The 13,197-nt window shown below is 34.5% G+C and carries 11 protein-coding genes; 8 read left to right on the top strand and 3 right to left on the bottom strand.

Features of this window, described 5'->3' with window-relative positions; all coding sequences use genetic code 11:
* Positions 1-702: 702 nt before the first annotated feature.
* On the bottom strand, positions 703-1,749 hold the full coding sequence (locus AACZ41_RS11220) for a trypsin-like peptidase domain-containing protein (protein ID WP_339628552.1): 1,047 nt from the start codon (positions 1,747-1,749) through the stop codon (positions 703-705).
* A 543-nt stretch (positions 1,750-2,292) separates the two neighbouring features.
* Between AACZ41_RS11220 and AACZ41_RS11215 the strand changes: the two genes are divergently transcribed.
* The 4 genes from AACZ41_RS11215 to AACZ41_RS11200 all read left to right on the top strand — a co-directional run bounded on the left by AACZ41_RS11215 (position 2,293) and on the right by AACZ41_RS11200 (position 5,607).
* The gene (locus AACZ41_RS11215; protein WP_339628551.1) at positions 2,293-2,670 is read left to right on the top strand and encodes a response regulator; all 378 of its coding nucleotides are present in this window, start codon (positions 2,293-2,295) and stop codon (positions 2,668-2,670) included.
* Positions 2,671-2,896: 226 nt separating this feature from the next.
* Positions 2,897-3,976 (top strand): hypothetical protein, encoded by a 1,080-nt coding sequence (locus tag AACZ41_RS11210; RefSeq protein ID WP_339628550.1) that lies wholly within the window; start codon positions 2,897-2,899, stop codon positions 3,974-3,976.
* A gap of 116 nt (positions 3,977-4,092) precedes the next feature.
* Positions 4,093-4,782, top strand: a complete 690-nt coding sequence (locus tag AACZ41_RS11205) for a LytTR family DNA-binding domain-containing protein (protein WP_339628549.1) — start codon at positions 4,093-4,095, stop codon at positions 4,780-4,782.
* Positions 4,783-4,968: 186 nt separating this feature from the next.
* Positions 4,969-5,607, top strand: a complete 639-nt coding sequence (locus AACZ41_RS11200) for a class I SAM-dependent methyltransferase (RefSeq protein WP_339628547.1) — start codon at positions 4,969-4,971, stop codon at positions 5,605-5,607.
* A 64-nt stretch (positions 5,608-5,671) separates the two neighbouring features.
* Here AACZ41_RS11200 and AACZ41_RS11195 read toward each other — a convergent pair whose 3' ends face one another.
* Positions 5,672-6,316, bottom strand: a complete 645-nt coding sequence (locus AACZ41_RS11195) for a phosphoribosyltransferase family protein (protein ID WP_339628545.1) — start codon at positions 6,314-6,316, stop codon at positions 5,672-5,674.
* A 6-nt stretch (positions 6,317-6,322) separates the two neighbouring features.
* Positions 6,323-6,976, bottom strand: a complete 654-nt coding sequence (locus AACZ41_RS11190; protein ID WP_339628543.1) for an alpha/beta hydrolase — start codon at positions 6,974-6,976, stop codon at positions 6,323-6,325.
* Between the two features lie 316 nt (positions 6,977-7,292).
* Between AACZ41_RS11190 and AACZ41_RS11185 the strand changes: the two genes are divergently transcribed.
* From AACZ41_RS11185 to AACZ41_RS11170, 4 genes are all read left to right on the top strand, one after another.
* A complete protein-coding gene (locus AACZ41_RS11185) occupies positions 7,293-8,675 on the top strand; it encodes a BspA family leucine-rich repeat surface protein (RefSeq protein WP_339628541.1) in 1,383 nt (460 codons plus the stop codon).
* 569 nt (positions 8,676-9,244) lie between these two features.
* Complete coding sequence (locus AACZ41_RS11180; protein ID WP_339628540.1) at positions 9,245-9,685, top strand: DsrE family protein; 441 nt, start codon at positions 9,245-9,247, stop codon at positions 9,683-9,685.
* 282 nt (positions 9,686-9,967) lie between these two features.
* Positions 9,968-10,456: a T9SS type A sorting domain-containing protein gene (locus AACZ41_RS11175; RefSeq protein ID WP_339628539.1), complete on the top strand. Its 489-nt coding sequence runs from the start codon at positions 9,968-9,970 to the stop codon at positions 10,454-10,456.
* 15 nt (positions 10,457-10,471) lie between these two features.
* On the top strand, positions 10,472-12,547 hold the full coding sequence (locus AACZ41_RS11170) for a hypothetical protein (RefSeq protein WP_339628536.1): 2,076 nt from the start codon (positions 10,472-10,474) through the stop codon (positions 12,545-12,547).
* Positions 12,548-13,197 lie beyond the last annotated feature (650 nt).

Here is a 13,197-nt window from a genome sequence, read left to right as displayed (position 1 = left end):
GACCTTAATAACCTTGCGATAATTTTGGTCTTTCCCTAAATGTTTTTTAAAAAGGACCAGAATACCAGAATATCTGGCCCTTTTTTTGGTATCGCATTTCTGTAAATTTTGAACGCAGATCAAGCTATAATGTACTAGCTACATTTTCGCTTTCTTTTCTCTATAAAAGAAATGGGTGCGATACCAAATATATGGCCGCTAAGGCATTGCTGCTTAGAAGCCTTAATTTTTAGTTATAATTTTATAGAAGAAACAGGAAGCCGAAACTTCCTGTTTTCCGTAAAGAATTTAATTAGTCGTTACCTTTTATCGATCTTTTAAATCAACTTATTGCTAAGATTATTTAACATATCGATTTGGGTAGCAACAGCATTTCCTTCTTTACTATGACTTGTATCCTCTTGCGATAATGCAAATCAATTCCTTTTTATTTTATAAGAAACCAAGTTACTACGGTAACTTGGTTTCTAAGAAGACGATATTTCACCAATTTACGCTTACTTTGACTCTAATTTTGTGATTATTGCCAAACTCAAAATAGAATTCAAACGGGCAAAATGGTTACGTGTTATCTTCTTGTTAAATTGAATCCCGGTTCCCCCGAACAAGATTCAAATGGTTATTAATTTCAAAGAACTTTATAATGTTTGATTATTATTGTGCTAATGTAATACGAGCAGTACCTTTTTAAAATGACCTAGGTCAGTTTGGCGAAAATTTTTCGGTTTTAGGAATTTTTAATGCCAAATTCATGATTTTACCCTTTCTTAAGATGGTGGCTTTTAATGTATCTCCAAATTGAAGGTTATGTATAAAAGACCACGCCTTAGCCAGATTTTTTTCATTTGTTAGCGGTATGTCATTAAAAGTCAATAAAACATCACCACCAACATCTAATTGATCACCCTCAATATTTAGTTTATAGTATGATCCCCGTAGACCTAGGTTTTCTCCTATAGATTGTGGGGCTACTTTTTGTACCATTACCCCGGCAATTTGTGGCAAGTTCAATATTTCCGCTAAAGGTGCGGTAATGAAATATGCCTCAATACCGGTCCAAATGGGTCTCTCGTCACAAAGAAGCTCTTTGGCAATATTAGAGGTCGCCGCAAACGATATACCTTGAAACCCCTCGGAATGACTTAATATAAAACTGGCAATGCCAATTACTTCTCCTTTCATGTTAAATAATGGTCCGCCAGAGCTACCTTCGTTTACAGCGGCATCGGTTTGTAAGAATTCTGTCTTTATGAATCCGCTTGAGATTTGTTTACGGGAATATTTTCCACTTATATAGCCAACCGACAGCGAATGGCCCAAACCAAAAGGTGATCCGATGACAAAAACTTGATCACCAATTTTAACTTTATCCGAATCGGCCAAAGTAACAACAGATAGCGGGGTGTTTTTCGATTCGGTCAGTCTGATCAATGCAACATCGGCAGTCGGGTATGAGTAAAGAACCTGTGCCGGTAGTTCTTCTCCATCCGAGAAAACTACCCTGATCATAGCGGCACTCTGTACAATATGTGCCGCGGTCATAATATCACCGTCATTTGAAATAACGAAACCCGACCCAAGTCCTGCTAAGGTAACCATGGTTTTCATTTTTCCCTGGCCATATATTTCTGGTTGCCACGTTTTAATGAGTACAACAGATGCATTGGCCTTTTCATATAACTTGCTTATACTTTGTGATTTGGCTAACGTTACGAAGAAAAATGAAATTAATAGTATTGTCGTTTTCATAGTATAATATTGAAACTATTCATGCCAATTAGTTATTGGGACTTTATGGTCAAGGTTATTAGTGTTTAAACAATGGTCTAGCTTTTGTAGAAGCATTTCTGATCTTTCACTTTTACCTCTAAGTTTTGCCTTGTGCACGGCATATTTCTTTTGATTTAAACATAAGATTACTAAAATGAGGATAGTAAAAATGGTTAGTATTGGAATATTCATATTTCTAAAGTTATAATTGATAATAAATTTCATAACAAAGTAATCTTCGATGGTTTACTATGAAATGATGTACGTCATACATGAAATGTAGTCGTCATTTACTTTTTTCAATGAAATAGCGCAATGATTACGGGTAACCTACCCAAAATTGGTTAGGTGTTTAAATGGGTTTTGATTTTGTGTGATAAGGATGTTTAACTGTAAGTCTTACTTTCAAATGCCCTCTATATTTAATTACAATTCATGAAGCTTGAAAATATTATTTTTCCTACATATTAATTTTGTATCTTTTATGTTCTCCAAAAATTAGAAACTTAATTGGTTTTACGTATGATCAAAATTCTTATCATAGAAGATGATAATGCCATTCGAGAAAATACTTCCGAACTTCTAGAACTAGAAGGCTATGCTACTCTGACGGCTTCAAATGGTAAGATAGGGTTAGAAAAAATTAAACGTCATCTGCCAGATTTAATACTTTGTGATCTTCGTATGCCCGAAATGGATGGTTTTACAGTACTTAAGAATCTTGGTGAAAGTCCTGATTTAAAAAGAATACCATTTATATTCTTCAGTGCCAAATCTGAAAAAATTGATATAAAGACAGGCATGGATGCTGGTGCAGATGCTTATCTCGCGAAGCCTTTTGAATTTGAAGAACTTTTGGCATCCATCCAAAAATGCATAAATAATAAAAAACAAGTTTAAAAAGATAAAGTAGAACTTTCGAATAAATTACTTCTATTCTTCATCAGATTTTAACACAGTATTTTTTACTACCTGATTCAAATCATTTTACCTCTTTTGTGCAATCGGTACTTTGGCAGAAAATTGATTGAATATGTATACTGCTGAAAAACATCCGCTAACAAAGACAACTTTTGAAACATTGATAAAGAGGAACGCCCTTTATTGCGTGTCAATATATTTTTCGATGGATAAACAAGGGATGCAACAAAACCTTCATTTGGCCCAAGCATTGTTGAAAAATTGTTTAGAAGAGGTGCGAGTAGTATTGTTGCAGCATCAACTACATGAGAATGAGGTAGAAGATTACCTTGAGCCAATAGTACAATTATTAAATAGGGTAGATTTATGGCGAAACCCATCTGACGGACTTGCTATCTTTCTAGATTCCGAAGCGGGGTTACAATACTACCAGATACCCCTACCTTTTGAGACACAAACATTTGTAGCAAGTCATTTTTACCTGAAGCCCTTGTTGCCACTATACCAAAATGACGGTCTCTATTATCTTTTGGAACTTAGTCGTGATTATGTAAAGCTGTTTAAAGCATCAAGATATCATTTTGAAGATCTATACGTCGAAGATTTTGCACCCAAACGCTTAGAAGAGGCCATTGGGTTTGATTATAAGCCAAAAATGTTACAGTTTAGAAGTGGACAGAATATAGGTGGGGCAGGTTTATTTCATGGACATGGGGAGGGTAAGGATGATAATAAAAAAGAGTTGGTCAAATTTTTTAGGGAGGTTGATAAAGGAGTAAAAAAGACCATTGAAAATCAAAATGCCCCTTTATTATTGGCTTGTACCGATTACCTGTACAGTTTCTATAAACAAACAAGTTCTTATAAAAACGTTTATGATCAGCATTTAGGTGGTGATCCAGAATTTAAAGTAAAGACTTCATTGCATCAAGATTCTTGGAACCTAATAGAACCCTATTTTAAAAAAATCGAGTCTGATATGATACTGAAATTTAAAGAATTATATCATACCCAAAAAACTTCGTATGAAACAGGTAACATACTTAGTGCCGCGTTAAATGGTATCGTAGATACGCTTTTCATTGAAAACGAGAAAGATATTTTTGGCACGTTTGATTTAAAAACCAATAGGGTAATCATAGATAAATCAAAAAATATCAGTAATACTTCATTAACGAATTTGGCTGCTATAGAAACCTTTAGACAAGGTGGTAAGGTATTTTTATTATCTGCTGAAGATATGCCTGTGAAAAATAGTAACCTAAATGCAATTTTTAGGTATTGATCCTTCTATGAAAGGCATTTACCTAAGAATTACGAGAAAATTACGCCAGTTGTATCATTGTAAATGAAACGAGATATTGTTCTCTGGTTATATTTTTAATAACTAAAAAGTAAGATATGAAACTTAGATGTATAGTATTGGAAAATTCCATTATACAGCAAAAGATAATGGAAAAGATGATAAACAATCATCCGAACTTGGTATTGTCTGGCATATGTAGTAATGTGTTAGAAGCCAAACATCAAATAACGAATTCAAAAATAGACTTAATGTTTTTGGATGTTGATTTGCAGTTACTCTCTGCATTCGAATTTTTGGAGTCTTTAGAAAATCCGCCACAAACAATAATGACTTCAAGTAATTCTGACTATGCTGTAAAAGCGTTTGAGTATAATATTTCGTATTACTTGTTAAAACCTATTACCTCAATGAGTTTTAATATTGCGGTTAAAAAAGCGTTAAAGCAACATACCATATTAAATCAAATCGGAGAGGAAGAATTCGTACTTGTAAAAAGTAATTTGAAAAAAGTAAAAGTTGTACTACGAGATATTAAATGGGTAAAGGCAATTGGTGATTACATAAACATAGTAACTGCAAAGCAGAATTTCATTGTTCATTTAACAATGAAGGCATTTGAAGAAATGCTGCCAGAAGAAAAATTTCTAAGAATACACAAATCATATATTGTAAACCTTAAAAGGATTGAGCAATTCAGCTGTAAAAATGTCGAAATAAGTGGTAAGAAATTACCGTTAAGTGTAAGTAAAAAAGAGTTGCTTTCTGATAAATTGATATTTAGTTGAAAACCAATTAGTGTTCTTGTCATTCCTTCACATCTTTTTCACTAAACCTAGTTCAACATAGTTGTAGTTTCTTTAGAGTTACTGATAGACCTTATTTTCAGTATAAAAATTCTACCATAAATGACCTATATCATTTTAAGGACAATGCATTCTTTCGATCTTTAAGGTAACCATAAAATAAAAAAAATGCCACATACTAAAATATTTGACCAAAATGTTGAAGCCTATGAGCAATGGTACGAAGACTACCCTCAGGTATTTGAATCAGAACTTTTGGCTATAAAAGAGCAGTTCCAGAAATTACCCGAAAATCTTCATGGTATCGAAGTGGGACTAGGAACAGGAAAGTTTTCTGTTCCTTTAGGAATTAAAGAAGGTGTAGAGCCTGCTAAAGAAATGGCAGCATTAGCCGTTAAAAGAGGAATTTCAGTAGTAGACGGGTATGCCGAACAGCTACCATTTGGTGACCTGAAATTTGATTTTGTACTTTTTGTAACGATATGTCATTTGGATAATTTCAAATATGCTCTGGCTGAAGCGAATAGGGTTCTAAAAAGAAAAGGGACAATTTTAATCGGCTTTTTAGATAAGGAAAGGAGTGTGGCCAAACAGTATATAGAAAATCGGCATAGAAGTACATTTTTTGCAAATGCAAATTTTTATACAGTTAGCCGAATACAAACTTTGCTTAAGGAGGCTGGGTTCATAGATTTAGTGTTTAATCAAACCCTCTTTGGCCTATTAGATGAAATTAAAGAAATTCAAATACCTAAAGAAGGCTTTGGAGAGGGCTCTTTTGTGGTGGTGAAAGCCACTAAAAAATAACGGGTAGTTGATCAATAGTTACAAGTAACTAAAACGAATTTACAAACCAAGATTTTTGTTTTACTTAAAGACCACCAAGTGTTTTTTTGGAATTGGCTTTTTCTAGTATGTGAATTGCTTCTTGATCAGAAACTTGTTCGAATTCTTTATAGAATTGGCCGACCGCATGGAAATTATCGGGTATAAGAATACAGATGACTTCATCTACATTTTGGGTATTCGATATTTTATGGATTGCAGAAACTGGGGCAACAGGTATGGCTACTACAATTTTAGATGGTTTTTGTTTGTATACTAGTTCTACGGTCGCTAGCAACGTACTGCCCGTTGCGACACCATCATCGACTATAATTACCGTCTTGTTCTTAAGATTTGAGGGTGATTGATGCTTATAATATTGATTGTAACGATCTCTTAGCGTTTTACGTATGCGGGCGGTCTCGGCGTCAATATAACTTTTGTCTATGTTCAAGGAATTGGTTAAGATGATGTTTTCTAGACCAACGGCACCAATAGCATATTCTTTATTGGTTGAGTGCCCTATTTTTTTAGTTAGAACTACATCTAATGGTGCGTTAAGATCTTTTGCTACTAATGCTCCTATAGGTAAACCACCTCTAGGAATGGCCAATACTATTACGTTTTCATTTTTGTATTTGGCTAATTTTTTAGCTAGTTGTGTTCCTGCATCAAATCTGTTTTCAAACATGGGTTTTTATTTTTTGTTCAACATATGTTTAGTGAACCAAGATGCCGATATTCGCGAAACTTCCTCCAATTTTCCCGGCTCCTCGAACAAATGGGTTGCATTTGGTATAATTTCTAATTTCCGCTCGCATTTTAGTTCTTGATAGGCTTTTTCATTCAGTTCAATAACTACATTATCCCAACCTCCAACTATTAGTAGTGTGGGAGCGGTAACCTTATGGAGGTCTTTTAGCGCGAGATCGGGTCGTCCACCTCGTGAAATAACAGTTTTTATATCGTCACCATAGAATGCCGCGGCCTTCAAGGCCGATGCGGCTCCAGTACTGGCCCCAAAATAACCTATGGGCAAGTTTTTAGTGTCTTGTAGTTGTTGTGCCCATTGCGTTACATCTATAAGGCGAAGTGTGAGTAAATCGATATTGAATCGATTTTCGTAGATTTTGTCTTCGTCTACTGTCAATAAATCAAAGAGTAAAGTGGCCAAGTGATTTTTTTGTAAAATCTCGGCCACATAGTTATTTCGAGGACTTAGGCGGCTGCTACCACTTCCATGAGAAAAAATTACTAAGCCTATGGGGTTTTGGGGTACGGCCAGTTTTCCTTTAAGTATCACCCTGTCTATCTGTATACTTACGGTTCTATGGTTAAACTCATTTTTCATTTTTTGATTTTCTGTTTACCAAGAATTGAAAGTAAGGGAAGGTTATGGTGTGTAAAATGATACAGGTCATAGATCTTCCTTCGTGAAAATTTAGCATTTTCGGGTAATAGCCCTTGCACCACTAATAGTTCCATTTTGTAGTTCCATTTTGGAACTTCCGGAGTTCCATAAAACAAATTAAGTTCTAAAAATCAATTTACCTCTTATCCTTTATTTAATCTAATTCAATCTTTCACTAGAGTGATTGAGATCATTGTGGACTCCTGAAGTGTCTTATAAATTTGTATTTACTCTTTTGTTAAATAAGAATGTTACCATGAAAACTCTTCAAAAATTACTTTTAATTATTCCCGTAATAATCCTTCTTTTTCTCGGTTGTACAAAGGATTCTGATGACGAGACAATTCAATTCTCCATAAATGTTTCTGTAACCCCAACAGAGGGGGGAGTGGTTACTCCGACAAGTGGTACTTATGATGAAGGAGCTATTGTAACTATGGAGGCTACCCCTTCTAATGGGTATTCATTTGTTGAATGGACCGGAAGTATTCAAATTACAGATAATCCTGTTACCATAACCATGGATTCCGACATGGATATTACCGCTGTTTTTGAAATATTAGATTCAGACGAAGATGGGGTAACTGATGATATGGATACCTGCCCTGATACCCCAAGTGGAGAACAGGTTGGTGAAAACGGATGTTCTGATTCTCAGAAAGACACTGATGGAGATGGAGTTACTGATGACATGGACCTGTGTAGTAATACTCCTCAGGGCGAAAATGTAGATGAAAATGGATGCCCAAAACTATCACCAATATACCTAGATGAAAATGGTATAACTATAAAATGCTACGAATGGGGGGAAATTGGTGAACAGGGTACAATTAATGGAGTTGTCTACACTATTGTTGATGAAACTATGTTGAGAGAGATGTTGCGGGATGGTGAAGATATAACCAAAGTTTGTACTACCAAGGTTACAGGTATGAGTTATTTGTTCAAAGATTTAAATTTCAACCAATCCATTGGTTCCTGGGATGTAAGCAATGTTACTAATATGGCAGGAATGTTCTGGAGTCCCTTAGGAATGGGAGCTTCAGCTCCAAATCCTTTTAACCAGGATATCAGTGCTTGGGATGTAAGTAATGTTACCAATATGTGGGTTATGTTTGCGGGTAGCCTGTTCAATCAAGATATTAGTGCCTGGAATGTAAGTAAAGTTACTAATATGAGTGCTATGTTTTCAACTTCTGTATTCAATCAAGATATAAGCTCCTGGAATGTGAGTAGTGTGACTAACATGGCAAGTATGTTTTATAATTCTTCATTTAATCAACCCATACGGAACTGGGATGTGAGCAATGTTACTGATATGAATAACCTGTTCGCCTACTCCTCTTTTAATCAAGACATTAGCTCATGGGATGTGAGTAGTGTTATTTCTATGCAAGGGATGTTTCAGAGTCTGGACCTTTATATTAATGTAGCCCCTAATCCTTTTAACCAGGATATAAGTTCATGGGAAGTAAGTAATGTTACTGATATGTCTTATATGTTTGCTCATTCATCCTTTAATCAGGACTTAAGTGCCTGGGATGTTGAAAATGTAACAGTATGTCAAGGATTTAATCTAAATTCATCTGAATGGACACTCCCATTACCTAATTTCACAAACTGTAATCCCTATTTTTAAGGGAAAAACTAAAAAAATTAACCCCTTGAAATTTAAGGGGTTAATTTTTGTTTTTCCACCTAGACTCGAACCAGCTACCTTCGGATTATCAGCTCATCATATTCATTCAAAAGTTCTTTAACCTTTACCGGTAGGCGGTTTTTGACTTTTCTCCTCATAGGTAGCCCGAAAGACTTATACACACAATGGTTCTATTCGTTTTTCAATGGCTTTACTTCGTTGCGCAAACGCTCGTAAGTTTACCAATAATCTTCCTCCAAGCGTTCTTTTTCTTTTTGTCGTTAAGCCTCCTCGATTTCCGTATCGTCATTGGCAAAGGTTTATAATAGGATATATTTTTATCTATATTTAGGATATGGCACGCCATACTGAAATCAAAATGGAAAAGTTGTTTCGCTATACTTCGCTATTGGCAAGGCTTTAGGGCTTTATTTCTATTATCTCCTAGGGCATTTGATAGTGTAGTGCAAGGGTAGTATGCAAGGTTCTAGTTTTTTTCATTGTTTGCATAAGGAAAGGCAATTAAATTCTGTATTTTTAAATCACCTACACACAAAAAAATAGAATTCATGAAAAATATTTTTCGCTCCCTTTTGGTCATTTTGGTAATGGCCGCTACAACTACAGTAGCCCATGCTCAAAAAAAATTAGATCAACAAACTATTGTGGATCTGGAAAAAACACCCAAATATGGCTTCATACTTACCACGGAAAGACATTTTAAGGGAGTGCTAAGCATGTATGATCTGCTTATAGAAAACGGTGCTGTAATAGAGGAGTACGAAATTGTGGTAAAAGGTAAAGTGGTGACCCAATTGGTCAAAAATTCGAAACTGGAAGAGTTTTTTCAAAAATATAAGGGAAAGGTCAAGGTAAGCGTATGTAGTGTTGCCATGGAAAAATTAGGCGTAGCGGAAGAGTCGCTTTTTGAAGGTCTCAACATTACCCCGACCGCCTCGGTACGGATGCTTCAATTACAGGCTAATGGCTACAATACGTTGACTTATTAGATAGGAAGATTTAACAAAAAAAAAGGAAACTACTTTAACTCTTCTTGATAGAGGGTTTTTTTATGGTTTATCTTCAAGTTACACACCATTTTGATTTCTGTAAAAACATTTGGCTATTTACAAAAACCATGCATTTATTCAAGGACAATAAAGCGTAATTGCTTGATTTAATATATAATTATATTCGAATAACTACCGAGTAATTAAATTTATTAGTCTATATTCACAGACCCCCCCCCCTGTATATTTACTTGTCTTTCTAAGGTCTTTTGAATTATATCAATGAAAAAAGCTCACTTATTATTTGTATTTATTTTTATAACGAATTTTAGCTTTGCACAAGAACTGAATTCTACTATTTCAGTTATAGCTGCACAAGGTGGGTTTGACAAAACTGAATTTATCTCTTTAGAATGGTCATTAGGAGAAAACTTTGTTGAGACTGCCTACTTAGAGAACGCAATATTTACACAGGGCTTTCATCAAAGTTTCTTAAGTAAAAATTTAACCGAAGAAAATCTTTTTAAATCGGTAATTTATCCAAACCCTATATCTTCCGAGCTTAATATTGAGTTAAGTTCAAGTGAAAATTCTATCTTTTTAATAAGACTGTTCGAGGTAAATGGCAGGTTAATTAAACAAGCTAACGTAAACGCAGAAGACTCTAATTTTACGATGAACATAGAGGGCTTAACGACTGGAATGTACCTTTTGCAAATTTCAAAAATAAATGGACCTATTAAAGAGATTCATAAGGTTATCAAACTCTAAATAAAACCAAAAGTCATGAAAAACTTATCGATTTCTATTATATTAATATTTCTATTTGGATTAGGAGCTATAGCCCAATCAGGGCCACAAGGAATTAAATATCAAGCTATTGCTAGAGATCTTAATGGGGAAATATTGGTGAATAAAGAAATTTCCTTACAAGTTGAACTCTATAGCAACAATGAACTTATAACAAAATATTTCTCCGAAACACATGAAGCAATAACCAACCAGTTTGGTCTGTTTTCTTTAGTAATTGGAGAAGGTATATCCAATAGCGGTGTTTTTAATAAAATCCCATGGGATATTGAAAATATTTGGATGGAAATTGCGATTAAGGATGACGACAAATCTAACTATAGTCCCATAAGTAATAGTAAACTACTTGCTGTACCTTATGCATTTCATGCTGCTTCAGCATCTAGATTAAGTGAAGAAATAATTAATATTGGAAATGGACAAGTAACTGTAAAAGCAGAACTCGAAGAAACTGATCAAAAAAATTATGATGCATATCCTTTAAGGGTAGAAGGAGGAGAACAAGGCATAGCAATAAGAATAAATGGAGATGCCCCTACCCGAGACCAAAATTGGTTGACATTTATGAATGAAGGTGGTGAATCCATGGGCAGAATTGAAGGCACTTTCGGTAAAATCAGAGAAATAGCTGTAGATGTCGTAGAAACTATAATAAAAGGACCTACTGATGGCGGTGCTTGGGAAGTAGTGACAGAAAACAGAACTTATGATTTAAATAGCCCATCTGATATTATAGATATTAGAAACACTTATTTTAAAAATAGTTATACGGAAGGACTTCGCGACAATGTAATTGAGCAAATGAAGTCTTTTAAAGATTTTGTTGTGGATGCTGCGGGAGCAGGTGGTACAGCATGTACGTTGGGTGATTGTGATGATATAATTAAGAAGATAATAGACCTCATTATAGGACGATTAAAAATATTAGCATACATAAATAGTGGCACAAGTTCTGGTGTAGCTTTCGAATCTGGGGGAGCCGATTATGCAGAGTGGATGAAGAAGGCTTATCCTGACGAAAAGATATCTTTTGGCGAAGTTGTTGGAATAAAAGGTGGGCAAATATCAAAAAGATTTACAGAGGCAAATCAATTCGTAACTATTACAAGTAATCCCATAATAGTTGGGGCAATGCCAAAAAAAGGAAATGAAAAAAACTTCGAAAAAGTTGCTTTAATGGGGCAAGTACCTACTTTGGTATTTGGTAAAGTTAATGTAGGAGATTACATTTTACCATCAGGTAATGGGGATGGCACCGCAAAGTCTATTAATCCAGCAGATATGGTAGCAAGCGATTTTTCGAAAATTATTGGAGTCGCTTGGTCTGACTCTGAGGACGAAAACATATTTAACTATATCAATACAGCTGTCGGATTTAATGCCAATCAAATGGGAATGATGGTAAATAATATGCAAGTGATAATGAATAAAATACAGGATGAGATTGTTAAGCTAAATCCAGAATATGACCCTATTTATTTTAGTGCAAATGGGGTGAGTTCTATTAATTCATTAGACAACAATTCAATCAGCTTGGCGGCTCAAGAATTGGATAACACTATAGCACTATGTGGCTGTGCTACGGAAGTCGGTGACAATAAAACAAATTGTCTAATAGATTGTTGGATTAAGGATGGCGGAAGATTCCGAGACGTTATGAAAAAGTTTATGAATGGGACAGGAGTTTTTTCGGGAGCAAACGGATTCAAAATTGGTGATATAAATAGAAATTCAAATATAATTAGGGATATAGTTAAAAGAACAAAATCCATCGACGGAGAGGATATTAATTTAGTAGTTGAGTTAATTCGAGGGCAAGCTCAAGAAAAGATTAAAATACCAGTTCAAGATTTTATGGATAAGCTATTTGAACCTAATGGCTTTATAGATATTGAGAAGCAATTTGAAGGTTATCCTGAAATAAAAGATCTTTTAAATAATATTAAAAATTTAGATTTTGAAAAATTCAATTTTTCTGTTTTAAAAGATAAAATAAATAGTATAATTGATAGAATCCAAGTTTTGTCACTACTACTAAATACTGAAGACTAGATACTACTATTAATATTGAGATTGTTAAAGGTTAAGAACTTATTCATTCCATGAATATATCATAATCATATGGCTATCTTAAACTTTTGTTTACTCAACATAAATAATACCTACTTTTCCTCATTGATTAATGGCTCGATTATGGAAGTGATAAGCTTTACACTAAATCCTATGTAGCTCCGTTATTTAATTGATGGATAACGTTATCGGAAACATCTTATATAAATATTCAAGGGTATTAGGGTTCATGCTCATGTTCCTGATCTTCACTTCACATATTCCCATTGATGCTTCTGGGGTTTATATCTGCAAAGGAAAATACAGCAAGAAATACCATTATAACAAGACCTGTAGAGGATTGTCAAATTGCTCCACCGCTGTTGAAGAAGTAGAATTAAACGAGGTCAAAAGGATTGGTAGGACCCTTTGTGGTTGAGAAAATTAGTGAAAATCTTTAGAATTAGTAAAGAGTATAAAGCTAAATAAACAGATCTTTTATGATATCCATGTTGTTTTTGAAAAATGACACAATAAGTGACACAGGTTTTTAAACAAAAAACGCACAAACCTGTTAATTAGGTTGATGCGTTTTTGTTTCGTGACCTCGACTGGATTCAAACCAGTAACCTCTTGAGCCGTAATCAAGTGCG

Origin of the sequence: uncultured Maribacter sp. (genome assembly GCF_963974015.1) — a bacterium.
GTDB lineage: Bacteria > Bacteroidota > Bacteroidia > Flavobacteriales > Flavobacteriaceae > Maribacter.
Note: the sequence above shows the minus strand (reverse complement) of the source record. Positions and strands in the feature narration are given on the sequence as shown.

Coding starts and splice junctions, on each gene's coding strand:
- AACZ41_RS11205 (WP_339628549.1), top strand. CDS start 4,093: ATGAAACTTAGATGTATAGTATTGGAAAATTCCATTATACAGCAAAAG.
- AACZ41_RS11220 (WP_339628552.1), bottom strand. CDS start 1,749: ATGAAAACGACAATACTATTAATTTCATTTTTCTTCGTAACGTTAGCC.
- AACZ41_RS11210 (WP_339628550.1), top strand. CDS start 2,897: ATGGATAAACAAGGGATGCAACAAAACCTTCATTTGGCCCAAGCATTG.
- AACZ41_RS11200 (WP_339628547.1), top strand. CDS start 4,969: ATGCCACATACTAAAATATTTGACCAAAATGTTGAAGCCTATGAGCAA.
- AACZ41_RS11215 (WP_339628551.1), top strand. CDS start 2,293: ATGATCAAAATTCTTATCATAGAAGATGATAATGCCATTCGAGAAAAT.
- AACZ41_RS11190 (WP_339628543.1), bottom strand. CDS start 6,976: ATGAAAAATGAGTTTAACCATAGAACCGTAAGTATACAGATAGACAGG.
- AACZ41_RS11170 (WP_339628536.1), top strand. CDS start 10,472: ATGAAAAACTTATCGATTTCTATTATATTAATATTTCTATTTGGATTA.
- AACZ41_RS11180 (WP_339628540.1), top strand. CDS start 9,245: ATGAAAAATATTTTTCGCTCCCTTTTGGTCATTTTGGTAATGGCCGCT.
- AACZ41_RS11175 (WP_339628539.1), top strand. CDS start 9,968: ATGAAAAAAGCTCACTTATTATTTGTATTTATTTTTATAACGAATTTT.
- AACZ41_RS11185 (WP_339628541.1), top strand. CDS start 7,293: ATGAAAACTCTTCAAAAATTACTTTTAATTATTCCCGTAATAATCCTT.
- AACZ41_RS11195 (WP_339628545.1), bottom strand. CDS start 6,316: ATGTTTGAAAACAGATTTGATGCAGGAACACAACTAGCTAAAAAATTA.